The sequence below is a fragment of the Pseudomonas sp. CIP-10 genome (assembly GCF_020911845.1).
In the GTDB taxonomy this organism is placed as follows: Bacteria; Pseudomonadota; Gammaproteobacteria; order Pseudomonadales; family Pseudomonadaceae; genus Aquipseudomonas; species Aquipseudomonas alloputida.
This window is the reverse complement of the sequence record NZ_CP087160.1, coordinates 1,308,826-1,333,582: the sequence shown is the minus strand read 5'-3', so window position 1 is coordinate 1,333,582 and position 24,757 is coordinate 1,308,826. Positions and strand designations below refer to the sequence as shown.

24 protein-coding genes are annotated in these 24,757 nt (G+C 62.6%); 11 read left to right on the top strand and 13 right to left on the bottom strand.

What is annotated here, in order from left to right:
- The first annotated feature begins 119 nt into the window (after positions 1–119).
- From LMH93_RS06000 to nhaA, 3 genes are all read left to right on the top strand, one after another.
- Positions 120–794: a COG3650 family protein gene (locus tag LMH93_RS06000; RefSeq protein WP_003254880.1), complete on the top strand. Its 675-nt coding sequence runs from the start codon at positions 120–122 to the stop codon at positions 792–794.
- Between the two features lie 103 nt (positions 795–897).
- A complete protein-coding gene (locus LMH93_RS05995) occupies positions 898–2,505 on the top strand; it encodes an NAD(P)/FAD-dependent oxidoreductase (RefSeq protein WP_003254881.1) in 1,608 nt (535 codons plus the stop codon).
- A gap of 294 nt (positions 2,506–2,799) precedes the next feature.
- Positions 2,800–3,993 carry a Na+/H+ antiporter NhaA gene (gene nhaA, locus LMH93_RS05990; RefSeq protein ID WP_029380530.1) on the top strand — a complete coding sequence of 398 codons (1,194 nt, stop codon included), beginning with the start codon at positions 2,800–2,802 and terminating at the stop codon, positions 3,991–3,993.
- A gap of 68 nt (positions 3,994–4,061) precedes the next feature.
- Here the strand turns inward: nhaA and LMH93_RS05985 are convergent, their stop codons facing one another.
- Positions 4,062–4,526, bottom strand: coding sequence for a glycine zipper 2TM domain-containing protein (locus tag LMH93_RS05985; RefSeq protein WP_003254883.1), 465 nt, complete (start codon positions 4,524–4,526; stop codon positions 4,062–4,064).
- 147 nt (positions 4,527–4,673) lie between these two features.
- Here LMH93_RS05985 and LMH93_RS05980 point away from each other — a divergent pair, with 147 nt between their 5' ends.
- The gene (locus tag LMH93_RS05980; protein WP_003254884.1) at positions 4,674–4,907 is read left to right on the top strand and encodes a hypothetical protein; all 234 of its coding nucleotides are present in this window, start codon (positions 4,674–4,676) and stop codon (positions 4,905–4,907) included.
- Positions 4,908–4,946: 39 nt separating this feature from the next.
- On the opposite strand, the gene pdxH is transcribed toward LMH93_RS05980, so the two are convergent.
- From pdxH to dinG, 5 genes are all read right to left on the bottom strand, one after another.
- A complete protein-coding gene (gene pdxH / locus LMH93_RS05975; protein WP_003254885.1) occupies positions 4,947–5,594 on the bottom strand; it encodes a pyridoxamine 5'-phosphate oxidase in 648 nt (215 codons plus the stop codon).
- Positions 5,595–5,613: 19 nt separating this feature from the next.
- Positions 5,614–6,591 (bottom strand): OmpA family protein, encoded by a 978-nt coding sequence (locus tag LMH93_RS05970; RefSeq protein ID WP_003254886.1) that lies wholly within the window; start codon positions 6,589–6,591, stop codon positions 5,614–5,616.
- A gap of 99 nt (positions 6,592–6,690) precedes the next feature.
- Positions 6,691–7,836, bottom strand: a complete 1,146-nt coding sequence (locus LMH93_RS05965; RefSeq protein WP_004576208.1) for an EstA family serine hydrolase — start codon at positions 7,834–7,836, stop codon at positions 6,691–6,693.
- A gap of 133 nt (positions 7,837–7,969) precedes the next feature.
- Positions 7,970–10,204, bottom strand: a complete 2,235-nt coding sequence (locus LMH93_RS05960) for a beta-galactosidase (RefSeq protein WP_230064923.1) — start codon at positions 10,202–10,204, stop codon at positions 7,970–7,972.
- 79 nt (positions 10,205–10,283) lie between these two features.
- On the bottom strand, positions 10,284–12,428 hold the full coding sequence (dinG, locus tag LMH93_RS05955) for an ATP-dependent DNA helicase DinG (protein WP_003254889.1): 2,145 nt from the start codon (positions 12,426–12,428) through the stop codon (positions 10,284–10,286).
- A 98-nt stretch (positions 12,429–12,526) separates the two neighbouring features.
- Here dinG and LMH93_RS05950 point away from each other — a divergent pair, with 98 nt between their 5' ends.
- Entirely contained in the window at positions 12,527–12,991 is a 465-nt protein-coding gene (locus tag LMH93_RS05950) for a CopD family protein (protein ID WP_003254890.1), read from the top strand.
- A 122-nt stretch (positions 12,992–13,113) separates the two neighbouring features.
- On the opposite strand, the gene LMH93_RS05945 is transcribed toward LMH93_RS05950, so the two are convergent.
- The 3 genes from LMH93_RS05945 to LMH93_RS05935 form a co-directional block, all read right to left on the bottom strand.
- Entirely contained in the window at positions 13,114–13,389 is a 276-nt protein-coding gene (locus LMH93_RS05945) for a DUF1145 domain-containing protein (protein WP_003254892.1), read from the bottom strand.
- Positions 13,390–13,488: 99 nt separating this feature from the next.
- Positions 13,489–14,208: an OmpA family protein gene (locus LMH93_RS05940; RefSeq protein ID WP_003254893.1), complete on the bottom strand. Its 720-nt coding sequence runs from the start codon at positions 14,206–14,208 to the stop codon at positions 13,489–13,491.
- Between the two features lie 89 nt (positions 14,209–14,297).
- The gene (locus LMH93_RS05935) at positions 14,298–14,990 is read right to left on the bottom strand and encodes an OmpA family protein (protein ID WP_003254894.1); all 693 of its coding nucleotides are present in this window, start codon (positions 14,988–14,990) and stop codon (positions 14,298–14,300) included.
- A gap of 159 nt (positions 14,991–15,149) precedes the next feature.
- Between LMH93_RS05935 and LMH93_RS05930 the strand changes: the two genes are divergently transcribed.
- From LMH93_RS05930 to LMH93_RS05915, 4 genes are read left to right on the top strand one after another with little or no spacing between them, the layout of a single operon-like run.
- Positions 15,150–15,644: a DUF6231 family protein gene (locus LMH93_RS05930; protein WP_003254896.1), complete on the top strand. Its 495-nt coding sequence runs from the start codon at positions 15,150–15,152 to the stop codon at positions 15,642–15,644.
- Positions 15,645–15,646: 2 nt separating this feature from the next.
- The gene (locus tag LMH93_RS05925; protein WP_003254897.1) at positions 15,647–16,123 is read left to right on the top strand and encodes a YchJ family protein; all 477 of its coding nucleotides are present in this window, start codon (positions 15,647–15,649) and stop codon (positions 16,121–16,123) included.
- Between the two features lie 2 nt (positions 16,124–16,125).
- On the top strand, positions 16,126–16,599 hold the full coding sequence (locus tag LMH93_RS05920; protein ID WP_003254899.1) for an LEA type 2 family protein: 474 nt from the start codon (positions 16,126–16,128) through the stop codon (positions 16,597–16,599).
- Positions 16,600–16,606: 7 nt separating this feature from the next.
- Positions 16,607–16,804, top strand: a complete 198-nt coding sequence (locus LMH93_RS05915; protein ID WP_003254900.1) for an SEC-C metal-binding domain-containing protein — start codon at positions 16,607–16,609, stop codon at positions 16,802–16,804.
- A 167-nt stretch (positions 16,805–16,971) separates the two neighbouring features.
- Here the strand turns inward: LMH93_RS05915 and LMH93_RS05910 are convergent, their stop codons facing one another.
- From LMH93_RS05910 to LMH93_RS05895, 4 genes are read right to left on the bottom strand one after another with little or no spacing between them, the layout of a single operon-like run.
- On the bottom strand, positions 16,972–17,874 hold the full coding sequence (locus tag LMH93_RS05910) for a pyridoxal-phosphate dependent enzyme (protein WP_014860070.1): 903 nt from the start codon (positions 17,872–17,874) through the stop codon (positions 16,972–16,974).
- Positions 17,871–19,082: an MFS transporter gene (locus LMH93_RS05905; protein WP_100774495.1), complete on the bottom strand. Its 1,212-nt coding sequence runs from the start codon at positions 19,080–19,082 to the stop codon at positions 17,871–17,873. Before LMH93_RS05905 ends, LMH93_RS05910 begins: the two co-directional genes overlap by 4 nt.
- Positions 19,079–19,867: an alanyl-tRNA editing protein gene (locus LMH93_RS05900; RefSeq protein ID WP_004576216.1), complete on the bottom strand. Its 789-nt coding sequence runs from the start codon at positions 19,865–19,867 to the stop codon at positions 19,079–19,081. The genes LMH93_RS05905 and LMH93_RS05900 overlap by 4 nt, the downstream gene beginning before the upstream one ends.
- Positions 19,864–20,577 carry a serine O-acetyltransferase gene (locus LMH93_RS05895; RefSeq protein ID WP_003254905.1) on the bottom strand — a complete coding sequence of 238 codons (714 nt, stop codon included), beginning with the start codon at positions 20,575–20,577 and terminating at the stop codon, positions 19,864–19,866. The genes LMH93_RS05900 and LMH93_RS05895 overlap by 4 nt, the downstream gene beginning before the upstream one ends.
- A gap of 172 nt (positions 20,578–20,749) precedes the next feature.
- Between LMH93_RS05895 and LMH93_RS05890 the strand changes: the two genes are divergently transcribed.
- Both LMH93_RS05890 and LMH93_RS05885 read left to right on the top strand, forming a co-directional pair.
- Entirely contained in the window at positions 20,750–22,090 is a 1,341-nt protein-coding gene (locus LMH93_RS05890; RefSeq protein WP_012051411.1) for an aminotransferase-like domain-containing protein, read from the top strand.
- Between the two features lie 103 nt (positions 22,091–22,193).
- The gene (locus tag LMH93_RS05885) at positions 22,194–24,635 is read left to right on the top strand and encodes a penicillin acylase family protein (RefSeq protein WP_121782949.1); all 2,442 of its coding nucleotides are present in this window, start codon (positions 22,194–22,196) and stop codon (positions 24,633–24,635) included.
- Positions 24,636–24,757 lie beyond the last annotated feature (122 nt).

Here is a 24,757-nt window from a genome sequence, read left to right as displayed (position 1 = left end):
TCTCTTAAAGGGCCGGGCAGATTGCTAGGTTTTCACACAATCTGTTCGGGCCCTTTTTTCTGCCCGCAGGACGTGTATCGTGGCCAGCTCTTTGGCAAAGATTCCCCGGAGCCCGCCCCATGCGCCTCACCCCTACCCTGCTGCTCAGTGCCCTGCTGCCGCTGTTCGCTGGCTGCCAGCTACTGGCCGAGCAGCCCCGTGACCCGAACATCGGCACCACACGCATGCAGGGCGAACTGAGCGCCAACGGCGGCCGCCTGTTGTTCAAGCCCTGCAGCGAAGCACGCCGCTTCGTGATCAACGACGTCGCCGGCACCGGCATCCTGCAGGAGTCCGCCAACCTGGCCAAGGACGCCAATGCCAAGTTGTTCGCCGACGTGCGCGGTCGCCTCACGGGCGCCAAGCAGGCCGACAACGACGGCCAGCTGGAAGTTAGCCGCCTGTACCGCCTGGAACCCTCCACCCGCGCTTGCGACGACCCCAACTTCAAGCAGCTGACCCTGCGCGCCAATGGCCATGAACCGGACTGGGACATCAAGGCCAGCGGCAAGGGCATGGTGCTCAACCGCATCGGCAAAGACCCGCTGCCACTGCCATTTCTCGAAGAAGAAGTGCCCGGCGGCGGCCTGACCCTGACCAGCGAAGCCAACGGCCAGCACGTGGAACTGTGGGTCGCCCCGCAACGCTGCGTCGACAGCGCCACCGGCGCCATCCACCACCTGCGCGCCGAACTGCGCATCGACGGCCAGACCCTGCGCGGCTGCGGTTACTACGGTGGTGCGCGCGACAACTGATCGCCGGGCGCTTTTATCCTGCCAGTCAGGGCGTCTAACAGCTTATACTTGGCGGTTTGTGTAAAGCCGCCGGCCGCCCATGGCCGGGATACTGGACCCTGCCATGCTACGAATCACCGAACTGAAGCTGCCCCTGGACCATCCCGACGAAGCGTTGCGCGAAGCCATCGTCCAGCGCTTGGGCATCCGCGACGAGCAACTGCTCAGCTTCAACCTGTTCAAGCGCAGCTACGATGCGCGCAAGAAGAACAGCGAACTGCTGTTCATCTACACCATCGACCTGGAAGCCAGCAACGAAGCCGAGCTGCTCAGCAAGTTCGCCGATGATCGCAACATCGGCCCAGCCCCAGACGTCACCTACAAGTTTGTCGGCCAGGCCCCGGCAGGCCTGCAGGAGCGCCCGATCGTGGTCGGTTTCGGCCCGTGCGGCATCTTTGCCGGCCTGTTGCTGGCACAAATGGGCTTCAAGCCGATCATCCTCGAACGCGGCAAGGAAGTGCGCCAGCGCACCAAGGACACCTGGGGCCTGTGGCGTAAAAGCGTGCTCAACCCTGAGTCCAACGTGCAGTTCGGTGAAGGCGGCGCCGGTACCTTCTCGGACGGCAAGCTTTACAGCCAGATCAAGGACCCGCAACACCACGGCCGCAAGGTGCTGGAAGAATTCGTCAAGGCCGGTGCGCCGGACGAAATCCTCTACATCAACAAGCCGCACATCGGTACCTTCCGCCTTACCGGCATGGTCGAACAGATGCGCCAGGACATGATCGCCCTGGGGGCCGACGTGCGCTTCCAGGAGAAGGTCACCGACCTGTTGATCGAAGATGGCCAACTGACCGGTGTAGTGCTCGAAAGCGGCGAGCAGTTGCACTCTCGCCATGTGGTATTGGCCCTGGGCCACAGCGCCCGCGACACCTTCCGCATGCTGCACGCAAAAGGTGTCTACATGGAAGCCAAGCCGTTCTCGGTGGGCTTCCGTATCGAGCACCCGCAAACGCTGATCGACAAGGCACGTCTGGGCAAGTACGCCGGCCACCCGAAACTGGGTGCCGCCGACTACAAGCTGGTTTACCACGCCAAGAATGGCCGCTCGGTATACAGCTTCTGCATGTGTCCGGGTGGCACCGTGGTCGCGGCCACCAGCGAGCCTGGGCGGGTCGTCACCAACGGCATGAGCCAGTATTCGCGTAACGAGCGCAACGCCAACTCCGGCATCGTCGTCGGCATCGACCCCGAGCGCGACTACCCGGGTGGCCCGTTGGCCGGTATCGAACTGCAGGAGCGCCTGGAGGCGCACGCCTATGTAATGGGCGGCAGCAACTACCAGGCCCCGGCGCAGCTGGTGGGTGATTTTGTCGCCGGCCGGCCCTCGACCGCACTGGGCAGTGTCGAGCCGTCCTACAAGCCGGGCGTGACCTTGGGTGACCTGGCGCCGAGCCTGCCGGACTTCGCCATTGAGGCGATTCGGGAGGCACTGCCGGCGTTCGACCGGCAGATCAAGGGCTATAACCTGCATGATGCGGTGTTGACCGGGATCGAGACGCGTACCTCGTCGCCACTGCGGATTACCCGCGGTGAGGATTACCAGAGCCTGAACCTCAAAGGGCTGTTCCCGGCGGGTGAAGGGGCCGGGTACGCGGGCGGGATCCTGTCAGCCGGTGTGGATGGCATTCGCATCGCAGAGGCGGTGGCGCGGGATATGCTCGGCCTCTGACTCTTTATCGACTGACAGGGCCTCTTCGCGGGTAAACCCGCTCCTACACGGAACAATGGTCCCCTGTAGGAGCGGGTTTACCCGCGAAAGGGCCCGGTCCGGCATCAGTCTATTCCAGCACCTACTCCAGCTATTCCAGCACCTACTCCAGACTTCCCCCCATCCTTCCCCAAATCCATCTAGGCTTGCCCCAGGCCTGTCCGCAACAACATATAACAAAAACGAATATGTCTTTTGTTTGAAAGCATATCTCTACAGGCTAGGGTGTACGCCCGCACCCTTCGTAAACTGCTCATGGAGGGCCTACAGCCCGTGCGTAGCCTGTTTACCCGTTTCTTCCAGCTCGAAGCCGCCAGCGGCCTGCTGCTGATCGCCGCCGCCGTTCTGGCCCTGATCATCAACAACTCGCCACTGTCCTACCTGTACGGCGGCTTGCTCGACGTACCCGTCGCCGTCCAGGTCGGCGCGCTGAACATCGCCAAGCCATTGCTACTGTGGATCAACGACGGCCTGATGGCCCTGTTCTTCCTGCTCATCGGCCTGGAGGTCAAACGCGAGGTGGTCGACGGTCACCTGTCCAAGCCTTCACAAGTGATCCTGCCTGCCACCGCAGCCGTGGGCGGCATGGTGGTGCCAGCGCTGATCTACTGGTTCATCAACCGTGACAACCCTGCAGCCGTGGCGGGCTGGGCGATCCCTACCGCCACCGACATCGCCTTCGCCCTCGGCGTCCTGGCCCTGCTCGGCAAGCGCGTACCGGTGTCACTGAAGTTGTTCCTGATGACCCTGGCGATCATCGACGACCTGGGTGCGATCATTGTCATCGCCCTGTTCTACTCCGGCACCCTGTCGAGTGTGTCGCTGCTGCTGGCTGCGGCCTGTCTGGTGGTACTGGTGGCGATGAACCGGCTTGGCGTCGTCAAGCTCGGGCCCTACATGATCGTTGGCCTGATCCTGTGGGTCTGCGTGCTCAAAAGTGGCGTGCACGCCACTCTGGCCGGTGTCGCCCTGGCCCTGTGCATCCCCCTGCGTACACGCAATGCTGAATCGTCACCTCTTTTGGCGCTGGAACACGCCCTGCACCCTTGGGTGGCCTATGCCATCCTGCCCATTTTCGCCTTCGCCAACGCCGGCGTTTCGCTGGCAGGCATGACCGTAGACAGCTTCATCCACCCCGTGCCGATGGGCATCACGGTCGGCCTGTTGCTGGGCAAGACCGTGGGGGTTTTCGGCCTGACCTGGGTGGCGGTCAAGCTGCGCCTGGCCGCGCTGCCTGCGGGTGCGGGTTGGGGGCAAATTCTGGGGGTGGCGATACTCTGCGGCATTGGCTTCACCATGAGCCTGTTCGTAGGCTCGCTCGCCTTCGCCCCGGGTAGCAGTGAGTATGCCGGCATGGACCGCATGGGTATTCTTACTGGTTCGTTCTTTGCCGCGGTGATCGGCTACGCCGTCACCGCAATGGCCAGTCGCAAAACCAGCGTTGCCTGACTTGGCTGAAGCATGAAAAACCCCGACTGGCAGCAGCCATGTCGGGGTTTTGTTTTACTGCGCTACGGTCAGTGCGAAACGCGGCTGGTACCGTCAACTGTCATGATGCGCACGCGCTCGCCAACGCGGAAGACTTCGTTCTCCTGCACGGCCTGCACATAGGCGCGCATGCTGCCATCATCTTCACGAACGGTAATTTCGACACCTTGGGTACGGGTCAGGCCTTCTTCTGCTGCGGAACCCGCCAAGCCACCGGCCACGGCACCGATCACGGCAGCCACGATGCTGCCACGACCACCGCCCACCGCGCTGCCGGCTACGCCACCCACAATGGCACCGGCACCGCCGCCAATCGGGGTCTTGGTGCCCTCGATCTTGACCGGGCGCAGGGATTCGATGGTACCCATACGCACGGTTTGCACGCGGCGGGCTTCGTCACGAGAGTAGCTGTCACCGGTCAGGCTCGAGGCACAGCCCCCCAGCAGCAGCGACATGGTGGTAAAGGTCGCCACCAGCAAAGCGGATTTACGCATGGGTAAAGTCTCCATAAGTCAGGTGCTCATTAGACGCTGCACATTGACGGCTGTCACGGTACAAACGTAATAAAATTGTTTTCATTCAGCCGGGGTACAGCCTGCCGGGCTGTGTCGAAGGCCTTTCAAGTGAGACCAAGAATAGCCATGGATTACTTCATCGTCGTGGTCACCACCGTTACGGGACTGTATTTCCACTGGTGGTTGTATGTGCGCATGCGCCGCTGGATGGACCGCGACCTGGCGTTGTCGCTGGCAGGGGCCGATCCTGAAAAACGCGCGTTCATGCTGGAAAGGTTGGCGCAGGCGCGCCAGGAGAAGGTGGGGCGTAAGCAACTGGCGGGGTGGTTGGAGCGCGAGGCGGCAGGTTATCCGGGGTAGCTTGATCAATGACTGGGGCCGCTTGGCGGCCCCAGTTGCTCAGGGCGCCAGCCGCTCTCGCAGCCACTGCCCATCCACCAGCCGATAGTTCAAACGATCATGCAGGCGGCTTGCCCGCCCCTGCCAGAACTCGATGCGCTCGGGCAACAAACGGTATCCCCCCCAATGCTCAGGGCAGTGCGGCTGGGTGTCGGAGAAACGCGCTTCGGTGGCCTTAACCAGGCCCTCCAGCTCTTCACGCCCGGCAATCACGCGGCTCTGTGGCGAAGCCCAAGCCCCTAGGCGACTGCCCAGCGGGCGTACCTGGTAGTAGGCATCCGACTCCTGCGCCGTGACCTTCTGCACCCGGCCCTCAATGCGCACCTGACGTTCCAGGGCCGGCCAGAAGAAGGTCATTGCCGCAAAGGGGTTGGCTTGCAGTTGCTGGCCCTTGGCGCTGTCATAGTTGGTGAAGAAGGTGAAACCCTGCTCGTCGAGCCCCTTCAACAGCAAAACACGGCAATGCGGGCGACCTTCGCCGTCCACCGTGGCCAAGGTCATGGCGTTGGCTTCTACCGGTACCTGCTCGGTTTTCACCGCATCGGCGAACCACTGGTGGAACAGGGCGAACGGCTCCCCTGGTGCCTGGGCTTCGGCCAGGCCATCACGGGTGTAGTCGCGGCGCATATCGGCCAGGGATTGGGTCATTACTGCGGTTCCTTGACGATCAGTTGGTCTTCGCAGGGCTGTTGGCAGCTACTTTCTTGTCAACGGCAGCTTTCTTGGCGGCAGGCTTGGCCGGCGCAGCTTTTTTCTTGGCTGCAGTCTTCGCAGGCGTTTTGGCCTTGGCTACAGGTTTCTTCGCCGCAGCCTTGACGGCCGGTTTGCTGCCAGCGGCCTTGGCGGCGGGTGCCTTGGCATCCTGCACCGCCACCATCGAGGCCGGGACGGGTGCCGGGGCGGCCTGCTGGTATTTGGCCAGCAGCGCGACCATGGTGTTTTGCGGGGTCAGCAACATTTCCACGCGGCGGTTCAGGGCGCGCCCCTCGGCGCTGTCGTTGGCAGCGCGCGGCATCACCGAACCCATGCCCTTGAGGGTCAGGCGGTCACGCTGCAGGCCGCTGAGGCGGAAGATGGCCGATACCGAAGCCGCGCGCTCCAGGCTGAGCTTCTGGTTGGCAACGGCGGCACCGCTGCTGTCGGCATGGCCCAGTACCAGTACGGCAGTCTTGGGGTCGCCTTCGACTGTCTTGGCGACGCGGGTGATCGGGCCCAGGGACATGGGCAGCAACATGTTCGGGCGATCGGGATTGTACGAGCTGTCCACCGGCAGGGTTACCGCCAGCACATTGTCACGACGCTCCAGCTCCAGCTTGCTGTCCTTGATCGCTTCGCGCAGCTTGGGCTCGTATTCGTCCAGCCAGGCCTGAGTGGCCTTCTGATCGATCTTTGGCACCACCGGCCCCTTGGCTTGCTTGTCGTCACCGCCAAACGGCCACCACCAGCGGCTGGAGCTTTCGGATTTGGCATCGGCTTTGGCCACGTTTTCAGTGACGGCTGACTTCACTTCCTGCTCGGCAACCTTGTCCGAACCGAAAGGCCACCAGCTGGAGCCACCTTCCTTGGAGCCGTCCGGGGAGTGACTGGCGCAGCCGGTAACGGCGGTCAGGCACAGGGCGAGTGCTAAGGTTTTATGTGAAGACATCAGCGATACACCATGAAATAGAAAGATATTTTGCCTACGAACTTCAGGCGTTGGCATTGAGGATAGTCAAAGGGGTGTTGCAATACCCGCATTACCCGATCAAAGGCAACTGGCAAGGACGCGTACCAGTTTCTGGGCGCGTGGGTCCATCAGCACGTAAGGGCCGAGGGTATTGACCACAAAACCGAAGGCCACATCGTACTCCGGGTCGGCAAAACCGACCGAACCACCGGCACCGGGGTGGCCAAAGGCGCGGGCGCCGAGACCAAAGGTGGCATTGGCCACATCGGGCTGGTCGAGCATGCAGCCCAGGCCGAAACGGGTCTGGGTGAGCAAGGTACGGTCCTGGCCAAGGCTATGCTCGCGGGTCAGCTCATCGAGCAGTTCGGATTCAAGCAGGCTGCCGTCCAGCAGCCCGGCATAGAACCCTGCCAGGCTGCGTGCGTTGCCATGGCCATTGGCCGCTGGCTGCTGCATGCGCCGCCATTCCGGTTTGTTGGTGCTGGTCAGTATCGCGGGCGGATTGGTAAAGGCACGGGTCGACAGTGCCTCAGGCTCGCGCATGGTCACCTGCAGCAAGCGTTGCGCTGCACTGTCTCCAGCATTGCCCTTGCCACGGGCGATATGCGCCACGCGGTGGAACTCTTCGTCGGCCAGGCCAACATGGAAATCCAGCCCCAATGGGCGGGCGGTGCGGGCCACGATCGAGTCGCCAGGGCCACGGCCGTCGGCACGGCGAATCAGCTCGCCGATCAGCCAGCCATAGGTGATGGCGGCATAGCCGTGTTCTGTGCCTGGCGTCCACCACGGTGTCTCGGCTGCCAGGGCATCGACCATGAACTGCCAGTCATACAAGGCTTCAGCCGGCAACAGCTTGCGTATGGCCGGTAAGCCGGCACGGTGGCTGAGTAGCTGACGCAAGGTGATCGACTGCTTACCCGCCTGGGCGAACTCGGGCCAGTAGTTGGCCACCGGGGCATCGAGGGCCAGCTTGCCCTCGCCGACCAGCTGCAGGGCGGTAACGGCCGCAAAGGTCTTGGTGCAGGAGAACAGGTTGGCGATGGTATCGCTGTGCCAGGCCTGCTGGCCGTCCTTGTCGGCACTGCCGGCCCACAGGTCAACGACGGTTTCGCCACCCACCTGGATGCACAGCGCGGCGCCACGCTCCTGGGGATCATCGAACAGTGCGGCAAAAGCTTCGCGCACAGCTTCGAACTTCAGCTCATAGTGACCCTGGATCTGCACCCGCTGCTCTCCGTACGACCATATCCAAAAAGGTGTGCATTGTTTCAGTAGTTGGGTGTTTTGCAAACAGGCTTGGGCCAAGTGGTCGCGACACAAGGCCGCTCTCACCTGGGTTGACTGCATCTGCCTGATCTCAGGGGGCCGGTTTTTCCAGCTCGGCACGCAGTTGGTTCATGGTTTGCAGATTGCTTTTGCGCACGGCATCGACAAACCCTGGATAGGGCATATCGGTAATCGCCACCAACCCGAGGTGGCCGTTCTCACCATCGAGCAGGCGACCGCTGGCCGGTTGGTCGAGGTACTGGAACCAGTGCGCGCCAACGATCATCGGCTGCGCCATGGCGGCCTTGAGGAAGTTTGCATAGGCCGGGCCGCGATCCTCTTCCCGCGCCAGCTCCAATGGCCCCGGCCAGAACGGCCCGCGATCACGCGAGCCGAACTGGAACTCGGACACCAGCACCGGCTTGTCCAGCTCCGCCAGGCGGGCAAAGTCGTAGCCGTCCTGTGGCTTGAGGGTATAGAAGTTGAAGCTCAGAACATCGCAGAACTCGGCACAGGCCTTGACCGCCTCCGGTGTACTGACCGCATAGCGGCCACCCAGGAGCATGTGATTGGGCGCATGCCATTTCAACGAATCGGAAATGGTCTTGAAGTAGGTCTCGGCAAATACCCGCTGGAAGTGCTGGTAGTCACGTTCGATTTCCGGGTGCTCCGGGTCAGGCAACGGCGCCTCGAAGCCAGGATCTTCCATGAGTTCCCAAGCGGTCAGTTCGATGCCCCAGGCCTTGGACAACCCTTCCTGGTTGCGATACTTGTCGCGCAACTGCTTGAGGAATGCGCGTTTGGCTGGCACGTCGGTGGTCAGACGCAAGGTGCCGTAGGCCAGGCCATAGCGGCTCTTGGGGTCGCTTCCAGGGGCTGCCCAGGCCAGTTCGTTATCTGCGAAGTAACCGATGAGCCAAGGGTCGTCACGGTGATCACGCGCGGCGATGGCCACGGCACGTTCGGTGGCCATGGCAAAACGCGGGTCGAACGGGTCGGGCATGCGGCCCCACCAGTCCATGCCAGTGCTGATGCTGGCGTAGTCGCCTACGATCGACAGCGGCAAGGTATACGGCATGCGTCTGGCTTGGCCAAGCGTCGGCTCGCTCCAGTTGCCAACAGTGTTGAACCCCCAGGCCTGAAGGCGATCAAGCGCATGCGCCTGCCAGCGGTCGGCATCCAGCACCGGCGGCGCGCAATCGGCTGGCTGGCCCTCCACTGCGGGCGGACAGGGTTTGCCATAGGTACGCTGCAGGTTGGCGGCGTAGAAGTCGAACCAGCGCCCCTGCTTGAAATTGCGCCCTTGCGACGAGGCATTGCCATCGTCGTTGTTGCTTTCGCCATAGAACGCGGCCAGTGCATCGCCCTCAGCGGGCAAGGCCTTGAACATGCCTTCGCGCCCGGCGACATACGTACGCCCGCCGTCTGCCGCCACGGCGTTTACCCCCAGGGAATAGAACGGGTGCCCATCCGGCGTTACCAGGTACCAGCGGCCATCACGCTTTTCAGTGCGAAAGAAGCCCTTGGCTGCAAAGGCCGGACCGCCCACCAGGCCACCGTAAGCGTCCAGCTGCTGCTTGCCGCGCTCTGCCAACCAGCCCTTGAGCTGTTGCTGTTCACGGGTATCGGCCGCCTTGAGCTGCTCGTCACTGGATACCTTCTCGGGCCAGTTACCGCGAGTCGACTGGCCATAAGCATCAATCAGCTCGTGGTAGGCCGCCCTGTACGCCTGGTCGTCATCCTGGATACCGACACGCTCGATCAGCAGGCTCTGCGCCACCTTGGGGCTGGGGATGCTCAGGCTGACCGAGGTCACCTGCTTGAGGTCGACTGCACCGGCACTGCTGGTCAAAAGGAGGCGCTGACCACCATGGTTCCAGGGCATCGGCGGGCCGGCGCGCATGCCCTGGTCCAGCGGCGAACTGGCCGTCAGGGGCACCAGCACGGTTTGCGCGGGTCCCGCGGGCAGGTCGATACGGCTGGTCAAGGTGCGGCCATCGCTGCCTTGCACGGTGACATCCACGGTCAATGCCCAGTCCATGGCACTTTGCAGGCGCAAGGTCAGGAACTGCCCAGCGGACCAGTCCCACACCCCACTCTGCGGGCTCAGGCGTAGGGTCGGCTGCTGGGCCGGGTTGAACACCACACGCCGCAACACCTCGCCCTCGGCCGTTTGTTCCGCGTTGTACTGCGGCATGCCGGCATCCACCGTCGCCACATTGACCACCGAAGCCGGGCGCACGAAGCTGAACAGCGTTTGCTGCCCGGCCAGCAAGGGTGAACTGCACAACAAGGCGAATACGGCGGGCAGGGTGCGGCGGATCATAAGGCTGGGGCTCTCCTTCAGGACCCTGATGGGCCCAAGACGGGTGATGGACAATGCGCCGGCGCAAGTGCTCCGGCGGTCAGGAAATTTCCCGCCGGAACGGCGGCAGCGCATTGAGAATAGCCTTGCCGTAGCGCTGCGTGACCAAGCGCCGGTCAAGCAAGGTGATAACGCCGCGATCCTGCTCGGTACGCAGAAGGCGGCCGCAGGCCTGGATCAGCTTCAACGAGGCGTCAGGCACGGCAATTTCCATGAACGGATTGCCGCCACGTGCCTCGATCCACTCGGCCAGCGCAGCTTCGACCGGGTCGTCGGGCACAGCAAAGGGAATTTTGGCGATGACCACGTGCTCGCAATACGCACCCGGCAGGTCGACACCTTCGGCAAAGCTGGCCAGGCCAAACAGCACGCTGTGCTGGCCATCGTCGACCCGCGCCTTGTGCTTGTTCAGGGTTTCCTGCTTTGAAAGGTTACCCTGGATGAGCACCAGCTTGCGCCAGTCACGGTCCAGACCGTCAAACACATCCTGCATCTGCTTGCGTGACGAGAACAACACCAGCGCGCCACGGGCATCCTCGACGATGTTCGGCAGCTCGCGGATGATCGCCGCGGTGTGCGCTGCTGCATCGCGTGGGTCGGCCTGCAGGTCGGGGACCCGCAACAGGCCGGCATCGCCATGCACGAACGGGCTGGGCACCACGCAGGTGACTGCGTCGCGCGGCAACCCCGAGCGCATGCGGAAACGGTCGAACTTGCCCAGCGCGGTCAATGTCGCCGAGGTCACCAGCGCGCCGTGGGCCACGCTCCACAGGCTACGCCGCAGCATATCGGCGGCGAGGATGGGGCTGGCGTTGACTTCGATGTCGAACAGCGCGCCACTTTCGGCCAAGGTCAGCCAGCGCGCCATGGGCGGGCTGTCTTCCGGGTCTTCGGCGGTGAAGGCCGTCCACAGCTCCCAGTTACCCTGGGCACGGGTGACCAGGCTACCGAACAGCGGATACCACTCTTCGGCCTGATGGCTGGCGATGCCGATATTGACCTCGCCGTCCATGCCTTCCTTGAGCAGGTCAGCCAGGCGGGTGAACAGATCGTTGAGGCGGGCAAAGCCCTTTTTCAGTTCGATGCCCACTTCACGAATCTGCTCCGGCACCACCCCACCCTCGAAACGGTAACGCGGGCGCTCACGGCCTTCGGTGTCCTCGCTGGGACGGAAGTCAGCCACCTGTTCACAAAGGGTGAACATGAACTGCTGCTGGGTGCGTACTTCTCGCGCCAGCTCCGGCACCTGCTCGATGTACTTGCCCAGGTCGCCGGGCAGCGGATGCTGGGCCAGCAATTTGGTCAGGTTCTTGGCGGTCTGTTCCAGCCAGTCGGCGGTGGAACGCAGCCGCGAATAATGGGCGAAATGGCCGATGGCCTTGTCTGGCAGATGATGGCCTTCGTCGAACACGTACATGGTATCGCGTGGGTCGGGTAACACTGCACCGCCACCCAGGGCCAGGTCGGCCAGGACCATGTCGTGGTTGGTGACGATCACATCGACCTTGCCCATGCCTTCGCGGGCCTTGTAGAACACGCACTGCTGGAAGTTGGGGCAGTGGCGGCCGGTGCACTGGCTGTGGTCGGTGGTCAGCCGTGCCCAGTCCTGGTCTTCCAGGGCCTCTGGCCAGCTGTCACGGTCACCGTCCCAGCGGTTGCCGGCAAGCTTCTCGATCATGCTGTTGAACAGCTTCTGGCTGCGCTCGTCGACTTCGATGCGGAAGCCTTCTTCCTCAAACAACTGAGCCGTGGCTGACTGGGCGTGGCCTTCCTGCAACAGGATGTCGAGCTTGGACAGGCACAGATAGCGGCCACGGCCCTTGGCCAGGGCGAAACTGAAGTTGAGGCCGCTGCTGCGCATCAGGTCGGGCAGGTCCTTGAAGACGATCTGTTCCTGCAGGGCCACGGTGGCCGTGGCGATCACCAGGCGTTTGCCGGCGGCCTTGGCAGCCGGGATGGCCGCCAGGCTGTAGGCTACCGTCTTGCCGGTACCGGTGCCCGCTTCCACGGCCACCACGGCAGGCTCGCCAGCGCGGCGGCCTTCATCGTCGCAGGCAATGTCGCCAAGCACTTTGGCCACTTCGGCGATCATCAGGCGCTGCCCATAGCGCGGCTTGAGGCTCTTGGCTTCGAGAAAACGCGAATAGGCGCCCTGGATAGTGGCTTTGAGTTCGTTGCTGATCATGGTCTGCAGGCGCCCGGAGGGCTGGATATATTTTCAGTGTTTCGCATGGGGCGGCTATCATACCCCGCTATTGCCCTTTCTGCCGCATGGAGATCCGAATGCTCGCCTTTGCCCTGCCCTACACCCTGCATGTTCTGGCCGCACTCGTATGGGTCGGCGGCATGTTCTTCGCCTGGCTGGTGCTGCGCCCGGCAACGGTTGCAGCCCTTGAAGGGCCTGCCCGCCTGCGCTTGTGGGTGGAAGTTTTCCGACGCTTCTTCGGCTGGGTCTGGCTGGCGGTGGCGATTTTGGCGATAAGTGGTATCGGCATGTTGCACATGCGCTTCAGCGGTTTCGAGACGGCGCCCCGGTACGTGCACGTGATGATCGGTGGCGGGATCGCCATGTTTGCCTTGTTCATGCGCATTCAGGCGTTGCTGCTGCCGGAATTGAAGGCAGCGGTGCAGGCCGAGGACTGGCCGACGGGTGCGGCGGTACTGGGGCGCATTCGGCGGATGGTGGGGATCAATCTGCTGCTGGGGCTGGCAGTGGTGGCGGTGGCCAGTTCGCGACTGGTCATCTGACAGGCGCTGCGTGCAACCTGCAGCGAAGCCGGTGCCACGGTGCATGGCGCCGGCGTTGCCGGTGTTCGTGGGCAAGCCCGCTCCGGCAAGGGATCGCAGTGAGCATCAGAGGCGCTGCAAGATCAGTTCACCCGCGGCGCCTCCCGCGGACGGGGAATGGACATGACATGGAAGATACCCGTCAGCAGGATTTGCAAACGGTCAAACCAGCGGTGACTGCGCCCGCGCAGGCTGCGATTGAAAAACAGCACTTCTAGCAGGTGCAGGCCAAACAAGACGATGCCTGCGGCATTGATCAGCAGATTGAAGGGCAAGGGTTGTGGCATCAGCTGATTGAACAGCACCACTCCCCAGAAAGCGACCGTCAGGACCTTGCCCAGGCCCAGGATGAACTTCATACCACGCCCCTATTAGAGAGTTGTCATGTCGAGGTGGCCTGATCAAGCAAACCGTGCGAACAACATTAACGGCAAGGCCAAGACAGGCGCCAGCACCACTCAGTTGAGGTGCAGCTCCACCCGTCGGTTGCGCGCGCGGCCCTCCTCGGTTTCGTTGTCGGTAACCGGTTCGCTTTCCCCACGGCCCTGGCTGGTGACCTTGCCCATCTCCAGGCCCTGGCCGATCAGGTACTCGGCAACGCTGCTGGCGCGGCGTTCGGAAAGTGCCTGGTTGTAGCTGTCGGAGCCCACACCGTCGGTGTGCCCGATCACACGGACCTTGGTCACCGTCGGTGAATTGAGTTTCGCCACCAGGCCTTGCAGGCGTTGCTGGGCCGCCGGCGTCAGTTCGGCGGAGTCGAAGGCGAACATCACCGCGCCGTTGTCATCGAGGGTGATCACCTCTGGCGAGGGTTCGGGTGCACTGGCAGGTGGCGCGGCCGGGTACTGCTTCAGTGGGCAACCCATGTGGTCGACCGCCGTGTTGGCAGGGGTCTCGGGGCAGTGATCGCGCCGGTCGAAAATGCCGTCACCATCTTCGTCACCGTCCTGGGCGTAACAAATCAGCCCGCCGGCGATGGCACCCAAGGCGCCGCCACCGGCAGCCCAGGAAGAACTCTCGATGGCACCAAGGCCACCACCGACCAAGCCGCCCAGCAGGCTACAGATGGGCCAGGTCCTTTGATTGAGGGGCGCGCTGCCATCGCTGTGCGTAGCGCAGCCCGCGAGCAGGCTGGCAGCCACCAACAGCGGCAATGCCGCCTTCGACGTCACACTCATGCTGAATGCTCCTGTGTCATTAGCCACAAACGGCTGGCCGGCATGAAGACGCGCCCGTGCCACTGCTCGAGGCACGGGCGCCCGCCGTCTTACCGCTGGATCTTGATCTCGGTACGACGGTTCATGGCACGCCCTTCGGCCGTGGCGTTGTCTGCCACCGGCTGGGTTTCACCCGCGCCGACCACCGAAACGAAGCTGCTGCGCGGTACACCGCTCTCGACCAGGTAATCGGTCACCGAATGGGCACGTCGCTCGGACAGTTTCTGGTTGTAGCTGTCGGAACCGACGCTGTCGGTATGGCCGCTGACGCTAAGGCGGGCAGAGGGCGCTTCCTGTTTCAGGCGCGTGGCAATGGTATTGAGGCGCTCTTTGTCACTGGCCGTCAGGCGCGCAGAATCGAACTCGAAGTGCACATCGCGGATGACAATGACTTCTTCCTTCTGCACCACCACTTCTTCGACCACCGCAACCGGCTCAGGCGGGCATCCGTTGGCATCGACCTGCACACCACGCGGGGTGCCAGGGCACTTGTCACGGCTGTCGGGCACGCCGTCGCCATCCTCGTCGCCATCGCCATGGGCCCAGCAATAGCCCGCCGCCAGGCCACCGCCCAGCAACGCACCCCAGCCAGCCCAGCTGGAACTTTCGATGGCGCCCAGGGCGGCGCCGCCTACACCCCCGACGGCGGCACATTTCGGCCAGTCGGTTTTTTGCAAACCTGCACAACCAGTCAACACACTGGTGAGCAGTACCAGGGGTATCGCTGTGCGTACTATGCTCATTTCATTGCTTCTCCTAGGGGGAATCGGCATAAGGCCGATCTCTGGGAGTAAAGACCGCGCATTCCAACCCTGCCAGCAATAAGCTACGACACGGTCACATGCCCCTTTGCCCGCACGCCGCAGCCCGCTAGTCTTGGATGACTTGAACGAGGAATGGCAATGACCGAAGGTTTCTCCAAACGCACCCCGCAACAGGCCCTGGCAGCCCTGCTCGAGCGCTTCACTCCACAACGGCTGCTGCTGGTGGGTACGCGCTTTCCAGCGCTGGACGCCTTCGCCCAGGCGCACCCCCAGGTGACCATCGACACCGCCGCCCCTGGCCCGCTGCCGGCTGAACTGGCCGCCAAGCGCTTTGACCTGGCGGTACTGGTGGACTGCCTGGAGCACTTGCCCAAGCGCACCGGCCTGGAGCTGCTCGGCGGCATTCGCAACCTCAATGCCAGCCGGGTTGCAGTGCTGGCCGACCTGGCTGCCTGCGGCTGGCAGGACACCGACTTTTTCGCCCTGGCCATGTCGGCCAGCGAGAAATTCTGCCGTGAGCAACAGGTTTTGAGCCTGTTCACCTATGATCTACATGACTATAAGCAGGTCCCGGACTGGCTCAATGCCAGGTTCTGGGCCAACCCTGAAAACTTCGGCAAGTACTGGTGGTGATGATGAGTGTCTCGGTCTGCCCTTGTGGCAGTGGCAACCTGCTTGACGCCTGCTGCGGGCATTACCATGCCGGTACCCCGGCACCGGATGCCCAGGCCCTGATGCGCTCACGCTACAGTGCCTACGTGCTAGGCCTGGTCGACTACCTGGTAGCCACCACCCTACCGGCCCAGCAAGCCGGCCTGGACCGTGCTGCCATGGCCGACTGGAGTGCACAGAGCACCTGGCTGGGCCTGGAGGTGGAAAGCGCAGAAGTGCTGGGCGGCCAACCCGAGCACAGCTTCGTCACCTTCACCGCACGCTGGCACGACCAAGACGGCGATCATCAGCACCGCGAACGCTCGGCATTCGTCCAGCATGCCGGCCGCTGGTACTTCATCGACCCAACGGTCGGGTTGAAGGCCGGGCGCAACGACCCCTGCCCCTGCGCCAGCGGGCACAAATTCAAGAAATGCTGCGCCAGCTACGTAGGGAACTGAACATGATCAAGCGCACCCGTCTGCTACTGCTCGGTGCGCTACTGGCATGGCTGACGGGCTGTGCCAGTTGGGGTGAGGACTGGCGCGAACCCGAAGTGCATCTGGTCGAGGTCGAAACGGTCAAGGCCAGGTTGCTGGAACAGGAGTTCGTGTTGCACCTGCGGGTCGACAACCCCAATGACAGCCGCCTGTTCATTCGTAACGTGTCGTATGCAATACGCCTCAATGACCTGCTACTGGTGCAGGATGAAGCCAGCATATGGCGCAGCGTGGGCGGGCATGCAGGGCGCACTTTCAAGATCACCGCACGAACCAACCTGTGGCAGCACCTGAAGCCACTGGCCAAGCTGCTCAGAAGCAAGCAGCCGCTGCATTACACCCTGCAGGGCGAACTGGCGACCGGATTGCTCATCCATCAGGACCTGCACATCTCGCGCAGTGGTGAGATAATCCCCGGCGATCACATACCGGAGTAACCCTGCAATGTCCCAACAACCCCACGTTCATGGCCCTGACTGCAACCATGACCATGATCACCACCACGACCACGGCCATGTACACGGCCCGCACTGCAACCACGGCCACCAGGAGCCGGTGCGCAACGCCCTGAAGGACGTTGGCCGTAACGACCCGTGCCCGTGCGGTAGCGAAAAGAAGTACAAGAAGTGCCACGGCGCCTGATCGACTGACGCGATTCAACATCTGAGCGATTGCGCGATCACTGTGGGAGCGGGCGCGCCCGCGAACACGGGCGAAGCCCGTGCCATACACCGCGTCGCATGCTTCGCGTGCTTGCCCGCTCCCCAGGTAGCGTGCCAGCCTCTGGATCATGAGCCTGACACAGGAGGCTACGCGGCCTTTCGCCGGTTAGCCCCCAGCAGATCCTGGTACCAAAGGCCGGCATCATAGGCGATGGTCACCAGGGTGGTCTCGACATACCGCGGGTGCTGGGCCATGCGCTGGGCAACCGCCAGGCAGGCAGCGGCTGTATTACCGACAAAAATGCCACTCTGCATGTAGAACCAGCGCTGTGCGGCGAGCATTTCTGCATGTTGCACCTGAGCCCGCTCGTCCACCAGCGACCAGTCCATGAACGGCGGGCAAACGCCCACGGCCATGCCTTCAAAACGATGATCGGTGAACACGCCAGCCCTCGAATCACAGCCATTGGGGTCGACCAGCACCGTCGACACGTCGAAGCCATGGTCTTTCAGCCCCAGGGTGATACCCGTGAAACTGGCGCCAGTACCCGCACAGCCCACGAACAGGATCTGCCGCCCTGCCCCGGCGTTGGTCAGTTGCACGGCCAGTTCACTGGCGGTCTGATAACGATGGGCCTCGATGCCCACCGGGTTGTTGAACTGGTCGGTGTAGAAGTATGACTTGCCCAGCGCGGCCTGGTTATCCAGGTGATGCATCACCACGTCCTTGGGTGTGGCACCGGCCATCAGCATTTCCTTGCCGATCAGTCGGGCACCGAAACACTCCAGCAGATCCCGCTTGGTCTGGCTGAAGCTCAGCCCGACCGCCAGCTCTACGGCGACCTGGTACTTGTGGCAGGCCGCCAGCAAGCCAAAGCCGAAGCTGCCACCGGTTTTTTCAATGACGGTCGTCACTCCGGGAATGATGTCACCCTTGCGCACGGCATGTTCGATGATCCGCCGCGCCGCCCGGTATTTGTGGCTACCGCCCGGGTTGTTCATTTCCAGCTTGGTGTAGATACGATCGCTGACACTGATGAGCTCGCTCATTTGCGGCTACCTTCCATTGACGTTTGCAGGCAGGCCTTGTTCTGCAGCAGGCTGGCGGTGGCAACCAGCAGCCCCAGGCAGAGGACCATGCAGATGGCGTTGGTACCGTCCCAGCCAACCGAGCTCAGCAACAACGAGGGGCTGAATGCGCCGAGGGTGGCAAAAATGGCAATCGCCAGGTCGTTCTTGCCCTGCATCTGCATCGCTGCCGGGCTGTTCTGCAGTGACTGGGCCAGCAAGGCACCTCCGCCTACGTAAGTGAGGTTCCAGCCCAGCCCGAGGGCAATCAGTGCCAAGGTCATCATGGCGTAGCTGTGCGACCAGATATTCATCGCCGAGCAACCGATCAACAGGGCCAGGCCCGCACAAATGGTGGTCTTGATACCCAGCCGCTGGATGATGGCGCCGGTGAAGAACGACGGGGCAAACATGGCAATCACATGCCACTGGATCGCCAGGCGGACGTCAGTGAAGTCCTCGTGCATGTGTTTCATGTGCATCGAGGCCTGGATCATCAGCAGGTTCATGATCCCGTAGCCCAACGCAGCGACAGCCATTGCCACAACCACGCTCGGGCCTGCCGGCTCGGCACGGACACTGGCCGGCTTTGCTGCGCTGTTGACCGCGCTGGTCATACCGGCATCGTTGGGTAGGCACAGCGCAATCAACAATGAAAGCAACGCCAGGCCGACAAATGCGGCATAACACAGCGAAAACAGCGGGTAACCACCCACGTCACGCAGCCACTCGGTAAGCGTCGGCCCGACGACAGCCGCGATGACCCCGCCCGCCACGACCAGCGAAAGTGCCTTGGGCTTCAAGGCCTGGGAAAGATTGTCGGTTGCCGCGAACCGGTTGAAGTTGGCGAACGCGATGTACACACCCAATGCAGAGTGGCTGAGGACCAGCGTTGGAAAATGCTGGTGCTCCACCGCCAGAAAGCCGCTGACGCCAGACAGCGCCAGGGGAATCGCGCCCAGCATGAACGCCTTTTTACGGCCGATGCGGCTCATCAGCCTAGAGACCGGATAAGTTGCCAACATCAGGCACAGAAACTGGAACCCGTACGGCACCGTGGACCATGCGGCATCAGGCGCCAGCGCAGCCCCGACAATGGCGGCCATCGTCACCGACATCACGGCAGTCGTCAGGTTGATCGACTGTGCGGTGAAGTACAGGTACGTGCGCCGCGGTAACGTGCTGTTCATAGTGCGTGCTCGTGATAAGTGGACAAGTCGATTTCGGCCTCGGGGAACACGCAGATCAGCCGTTCCTTGCCTTTACCCAGGCGTTTGCGCTTGACGCTAAGGCGCCCGATACGCCGAGGCGAATCGAGGTGCGTACCACCGCACGGGATTTCGATGCCGTCGTAGGTCCACAAACGCGCGTCTTCCAGGCCTTGAACCGCGTAGTGCTCGATCGGCGCATCGCAGCCAATCAGTTCATTCGCCCGTCGTTCTATTTCAAGTACGTCTTCAGCCGTGAAAGCGTCCTCGACCAGGAAGTCGAAACGGGCCGTGTCCTCCTTGATATGGCAGCCGATCGTCCATTGCTTCAGTTCTTCACGCAGCCCGATGGCGGCGGCATACAGGAAGTGGCTGGCACTGTGAGACAACGTCAGCCGTTCGCGCCGTTCAATATCGATAGTGACGCGGGCCGGCATGCCTACGGTGACTTCATCCAACAGGTGTAAATCATCCGGGTGCAGGCTGTGAATAATAATGCCGCCCAGTTTTCCGCCTTTGAAACCGTCCAGGCGAATAGGGCTACCGTAGAGTTTTTTAACCCAGACGAATCGCACAGTACCCACCGGTAATTCAATGGTGCCGAAGTCCGCTTCCTGGCCCCCCCCTTCTGGATAGGCCACCGTACTCAGCAACTCGATGCCGTCACTGTGCACCCGCGCTACTTGCGTATTCGCGCCCGCCAGGTACTGGTCTTTGTAATACAGTTTTTCGGTATTTCTTAAAACTTCATAGTTCAGAGCGTTCATGATTCCAATACCACCTGCAATGATGTTTTAACCTGTACCCGGGCAGCGGCCGGGACGTCTTTGGTCACAATGCAGCCCGGCCCGATAAACGCACCGTCACCGACATGAATTGCGCCCAGCACACTGGCGAAAGCGCCGATCTGCACCCGGTTACCCAACGTCGGGTGCCTGGGGCTCGAGGGGTTGTCACTGATACCGCGGGCGCCCAGTGTTACGCCGCCAAGCACGTAGCAATCGTCACCAATGGTCGACGTTTCACCAATGACGGTGCCCATGCCGTGATCGATGATGAAGCGCGCACCAATGCGGCTGCGGAAATGGATCTCCGCCCCCGAAAGCATTTTTCCGCGCCTGGAGATCATGGCGGCCAGGCATTGACCGCCGGCGCCGTAGGTCGCGGCGCTATTGTTATAGATCCAATGGGCCAGCCGATAATGCAAAACCGCAGAATAAGAGGTGTAGGTTTTTGCAATGAAGACCAGGTCGCGGCCGGCAGCCGGATCTTTCATGGCAAATGCCTGTAAATCGGCATGTGCCTGTTCAGTCACACGTTCAATGACCGGTGTTTCTTTCAGTGCTTCGAACTCGACGATTGAACAACACTCCAATAACGCCGAGGTCACAAGATTCTTTACAACTTTGAATGACTCCAGTTCGTCAGGGACAGGAAGCCTGGCAATGACGGCTGATTGCATGTCCATAGGGTGCATGGGCTTGATATCCAGTTGTCTGGTCTGCACAGACGCTAAAAGTGCCGCCTTTGTTGGCAGCCGAAAGTTCCGACACGGGGATATTGGCATGTGCTGGCCATTTGCAAACGAACAGTCGACAAGCATTTCCGTTAACTGTTAGGCTTTTTTTTCTAACGGTTTCGGACCTGCCATGATCCCCTGCAGCCTTCATCACCTTTTGAAACAACGCCTGGATGCAGGCGAGTGGTTGCCCGGGCAACGCATGCCCTCCATCCGCAAGCTGACCGCTGCAGTGGACTTCAGTTACCACGACGTCGTGTCGGCCTATGCCCAGCTGGTCAGCGAAGGGGTATTGACGGCATCACCTGGGCGAGGCTACTTCGTGGCAAACCGCGCCAGGCAGACCAGCGTGATCCACGAACCCGAATGCATGGCCGGCGACCCCCTGTTCCGGCTGCTGCAGGGCGGCCAGCACTTCACCAAGCTGGGCAGCGGCTGGCTGCCCCCCGCGTGGCGCGACACCGAACTGCTGGCCAAGGCAATTCGTCGCACGGCGCGGCTGGAGCAAAGCTCGCTGGCAGAGTACGGCGACATCCAGGGGTACCTGCCCATGCGCAAACAGCTGTGCGTGCACATGAAACGGCTGACCCGTGTCGAAGCCCGGCCCAACCAGTTGCTGACCACACTGGGTGCCACGCAAGGCCTGGACCTGGTTGCACGGTTGCTGATCAAACCGGGCGACCACGTTTTCGTCGACGAGCCGGGCAACGGCAACCTGATCAAGCTGATCCAACTGGCTGGCGGGCACGTCGTCGGCATTCGGCGGACCCAGGACGGGCCAGATGTGGAAGAAATGAGAAGCCACCTGGCCAGGCACAAGGTCAAGGCGTTTTTCTGCAACAGCACCTTCCACAACCCGACCGGCAGCAACATCAGCCCGCACAACGCCTTCAGCGTCCTGCGTCTGGCGGTGGAGCACGAGTTCTTCGTGGTCGAGGACGATGTCTATGGGGACTTCAGCCCTGCTGTGCGCCAGACCTTTGCCGAGCTGGACAACCTTGACCGGGTTATCTACATCGGCAGCTTCTCCAAATGCCTGTCGGCATCGCTGCGCGTGGGGTTCATTGCCTGCTCGCAAGACCTGATCGAACCGCTCACACGCCTTAAACTGCTGACCTGCGTCGCCGTCCCTGCGTTTTGCGAACGCTTCGTCAACACCATATTGTCGGATGGCACGTATGCCCGGCACATGAAAGACGTGCAGCAGCGCCTGATCCGCCAGCAAGTGCAAACCCAACGCTTGCTGCTCGAGCGCGGCTGGCAGTTCGATATTGCGCCGCAAGGGGGTATGTTCCTTTGGGTCTACCACCCGGACCTGCCCGACCTGCAACCTTTCATGCGTAAACTGGAGCAACACAAGATCCTGCTGATGCCGGGCTCTGCATTCGCGGTGAGCCGTGACTACCAACGCTACACGCGCATCAATTGCACGCATTTTTCCGACGCCTTGGCCGAGCACTTCGAGGTTTGACCCGGCGCGATCAAATAAACCGACCTGGGACCTTGCATGGCGCCTGCGCGCTTACTACCTTAGCGCCTTTCCAAACCAGCCTCGCCTTGCAGGAGCCCTTGCCATGGCCGCCCCCGCCTTTCCTCCCTTCCGCCTGCGGTTCGCAACCGCTGCCACCCTGCTCGGCATGCTCGGGCTGGCCGGCTGCCAGACGGGCGGCTACCAGGATAGCGTGCCACCGACCAGCGGCGTGCAGCCGCTCAAAGGCCTGGCACAGAATGTTTCGGTACGGCGCAATGCCATGGGCGCGCCGCTGATCGAAAGCAGCAGCTTCCATGATGCGCTGTTCAGCCTGGGCTATGTGCACGCCGGCGACCGCATCGAACAGATGGTCGCCATGCGCCTGCTCGCCCAAGGCCGTCTGGCCGAACTGGCCGGCAGCGAGGCGCTGGATATCGACCGCCTCATGCGCGCCGCCAACCTCAAGCAAAGTGCCGCCCAGCAATACGCCGACGCATCGCCACGGCTCAAGCGCTTCTTCGAAGTGTACGCGCGCGGGGTCAACGCCTACCTGTTCCGCTACCGCGACAAGCTGCCAGCAGGCCTGGCCAGTAGTGGCTATCGCCCCGAATACTGGAAGCCTGAAGACTCGGCGCTGATCTTCTGCCTGTACGCGTTCAGCCAGTCGGTCAACCTGCAAGAGGAACTCAGCGCCCTGACCCTGGCGCAGAAAGCCGGTAGCGACAAGCTGGCCTGGCTGCTGCCCGGGGCCCCGGACGAGCCGTTGGCCGAAATGGAAGTGGACAAGCTCAAGGGCCTGAACCTGGCCAGCCAGTTGCCAGGGCTGCCAGCCCTGGCAGCTGCCAGCCAGAAGCTCGCCGACCTCGACCTGCTCGGTAGCCCGGGGTCGGCCAACCTGGCCCTGGGCCCGCAGCGCAGCCGCAGCGGCAAGAGCCTGCTGGCCAGCGACAGCCGCGCCGCCTGGGCCTTGAGCCCGGTACAAATCAATACCAGCAAGTACCAGGTTGCCGGCCTGTCATTGCCGGGCCTGCCAATTGTGCTGGCCGGCTACAATGGCAAGCTGGCCTGGAGCAGCAGCGCGGTCATGGCCGACAATCAGGACCTGTTCCTCGAGCAGCTGCGCCGCCAAGGCAATCAGCTGAGCTACCTGGCCGATGGTAAATGGCTGCCGGCCCGCGCCCGCAGCGAAACCTACTTTGTACGTGGCCAGCGACCCGTGCGCGAAGTGATGTACGACACCCGCCACGGCACCCTGCTGGCCCAGCCAGAAAACGCCAGCCTGGGCCTGGCGCTGAACCTGCCCCAATTCAAAGGTGATCGCAGCCTGGATGCTCTGTTCGACCTGACGCGGGCCAAGAACGTGGAGCGGGCCTTCGACAGCACACGTGAAGTGACGGCTGCTGCCGTCAACTTTGTTTTCGCCGAGCCTGAGCACATCGGCTGGCAAGTCAGTGGCCGCTACCCCAATCGCCGCGAAGGCCAGGGCCTGCTGCCCTCGCCGGGCTGGGACGGGCGTTACGACTGGGACGGCTATGCCGACCCGATGCTGCACCCGTACGACCAGGACCCGCCCGCAGGCTGGATCGGCCACGCCAACCAGCGCAGCCTGCCGCGCGGCTATGGCATGCAGCTGTCCAGCACCTGGTACTACCCCGAACGTGCCGAACGTCTGGCACAGCTGGCCGGCAACGGTCGCCACGACAGTCGCAGCCTGATGGCCCTGCAGAACGACCAAGTGACCCTGCTGGCCAACAAGCTCAAGCAGATGCTCGACGCACCCGGCATGGCCCAGCCTCTGAAGCAGGCGATCGACGCCCTCCCCGCCGGGCAGCGCGACAAGGCCCGCGACACGCTGGCCCGGCTCAAGGCCTTCGATGGCCGCCTGAGCCCGGTGTCGGCCGATGCCGCGCTGTACGAGTTGTTCTTGCAGGAGGTCGCTCGCCAGACCTTCCTCGATGACCTGGGCCCGGAGGCCGGCCCGGCGTGGCAGGCATTCGTCAGCAATGCACGTTTGTCGTTCTCGGCGCAGGCCGATCATCTGCTGGGCCGCGATGACAGCCCCTTCTGGGATGACCGCAACACGCCGCAAAAAGAAGACAAGCCCGCCATCCTCGCCCGCAGCCTGGCGGGCGCAATGGAGGCCGGGATCGCGCAGCTGGGTGCCGACCGACGCACCTGGCAGTGGGGCCAGCTGCACCAGTACCGCTGGCCGGCACCGGCCTACCATGGCCTGGGGGATGCGATCAGCCGTGCGCCGCTTGCCGCAGGCGGCGACTTCACTACCCTGGCCCTCACACCATTCGCCTGGGGCAGCGACTTCGACACGCATCTGCCAGCCTCGGCACGGATGATCGTCGACTTCGGCCAGGCCGAACCGTTGCAGATACTGACCAGCAGCGGCCAGTCCGGCAACCCGGCCAGCGCGCATTACCGCGACGGGCTGGATGCCTGGTTCAAAGGGCGCTTCATGAGCCTGCCACTGCAACAGCAGAACTTCGGCAGGGCGTATGGCAACCAGCGGCTTACATTGGTACCGGGGCGGTAACGGCATTCTTCAGGGGTGCATGAGGGGGCTTGATGAAGTTTTTCAGCAGCGCCCTCCCAAATCCATCCGAACTAACGTCCAGCACCATGCCTCTTAACGGGTAACCCCAGAACCAGTGCCCG

What these genes read in the sequence shown, in the direction of transcription:
- LMH93_RS05925 (WP_003254897.1), top strand. Translation starts at nt 15,647, where the DNA reads ATGAGTGTCTCGGTCTGCCCTTGTGGCAGTGGCAACCTGCTTGACGCC.
- LMH93_RS05905 (WP_100774495.1), bottom strand. Translation starts at nt 19,082, where the DNA reads ATGAACAGCACGTTACCGCGGCGCACGTACCTGTACTTCACCGCACAG.
- LMH93_RS05945 (WP_003254892.1), bottom strand. Translation starts at nt 13,389, where the DNA reads ATGAAGTTCATCCTGGGCCTGGGCAAGGTCCTGACGGTCGCTTTCTGG.
- nhaA (WP_029380530.1), top strand. Translation starts at nt 2,800, where the DNA reads ATGGAGGGCCTACAGCCCGTGCGTAGCCTGTTTACCCGTTTCTTCCAG.
- LMH93_RS05935 (WP_003254894.1), bottom strand. Translation starts at nt 14,990, where the DNA reads ATGAGCATAGTACGCACAGCGATACCCCTGGTACTGCTCACCAGTGTG.
- LMH93_RS05940 (WP_003254893.1), bottom strand. Translation starts at nt 14,208, where the DNA reads ATGAGTGTGACGTCGAAGGCGGCATTGCCGCTGTTGGTGGCTGCCAGC.
- LMH93_RS05915 (WP_003254900.1), top strand. Translation starts at nt 16,607, where the DNA reads ATGTCCCAACAACCCCACGTTCATGGCCCTGACTGCAACCATGACCAT.
- LMH93_RS05920 (WP_003254899.1), top strand. Translation starts at nt 16,126, where the DNA reads ATGATCAAGCGCACCCGTCTGCTACTGCTCGGTGCGCTACTGGCATGG.
- LMH93_RS05885 (WP_121782949.1), top strand. Translation starts at nt 22,194, where the DNA reads ATGGCCGCCCCCGCCTTTCCTCCCTTCCGCCTGCGGTTCGCAACCGCT.
- LMH93_RS05960 (WP_230064923.1), bottom strand. Translation starts at nt 10,204, where the DNA reads ATGATCCGCCGCACCCTGCCCGCCGTATTCGCCTTGTTGTGCAGTTCA.
- LMH93_RS06000 (WP_003254880.1), top strand. Translation starts at nt 120, where the DNA reads ATGCGCCTCACCCCTACCCTGCTGCTCAGTGCCCTGCTGCCGCTGTTC.
- LMH93_RS05970 (WP_003254886.1), bottom strand. Translation starts at nt 6,591, where the DNA reads ATGTCTTCACATAAAACCTTAGCACTCGCCCTGTGCCTGACCGCCGTT.
- LMH93_RS05995 (WP_003254881.1), top strand. Translation starts at nt 898, where the DNA reads ATGCTACGAATCACCGAACTGAAGCTGCCCCTGGACCATCCCGACGAA.
- dinG (WP_003254889.1), bottom strand. Translation starts at nt 12,428, where the DNA reads ATGATCAGCAACGAACTCAAAGCCACTATCCAGGGCGCCTATTCGCGT.
- LMH93_RS05980 (WP_003254884.1), top strand. Translation starts at nt 4,674, where the DNA reads ATGGATTACTTCATCGTCGTGGTCACCACCGTTACGGGACTGTATTTC.
- LMH93_RS05950 (WP_003254890.1), top strand. Translation starts at nt 12,527, where the DNA reads ATGCTCGCCTTTGCCCTGCCCTACACCCTGCATGTTCTGGCCGCACTC.
- LMH93_RS05895 (WP_003254905.1), bottom strand. Translation starts at nt 20,577, where the DNA reads ATGCACCCTATGGACATGCAATCAGCCGTCATTGCCAGGCTTCCTGTC.
- LMH93_RS05985 (WP_003254883.1), bottom strand. Translation starts at nt 4,526, where the DNA reads ATGCGTAAATCCGCTTTGCTGGTGGCGACCTTTACCACCATGTCGCTG.
- pdxH (WP_003254885.1), bottom strand. Translation starts at nt 5,594, where the DNA reads ATGACCCAATCCCTGGCCGATATGCGCCGCGACTACACCCGTGATGGC.
- LMH93_RS05910 (WP_014860070.1), bottom strand. Translation starts at nt 17,874, where the DNA reads ATGAGCGAGCTCATCAGTGTCAGCGATCGTATCTACACCAAGCTGGAA.
- LMH93_RS05930 (WP_003254896.1), top strand. Translation starts at nt 15,150, where the DNA reads ATGACCGAAGGTTTCTCCAAACGCACCCCGCAACAGGCCCTGGCAGCC.
- LMH93_RS05890 (WP_012051411.1), top strand. Translation starts at nt 20,750, where the DNA reads ATGATCCCCTGCAGCCTTCATCACCTTTTGAAACAACGCCTGGATGCA.
- LMH93_RS05900 (WP_004576216.1), bottom strand. Translation starts at nt 19,867, where the DNA reads ATGAACGCTCTGAACTATGAAGTTTTAAGAAATACCGAAAAACTGTAT.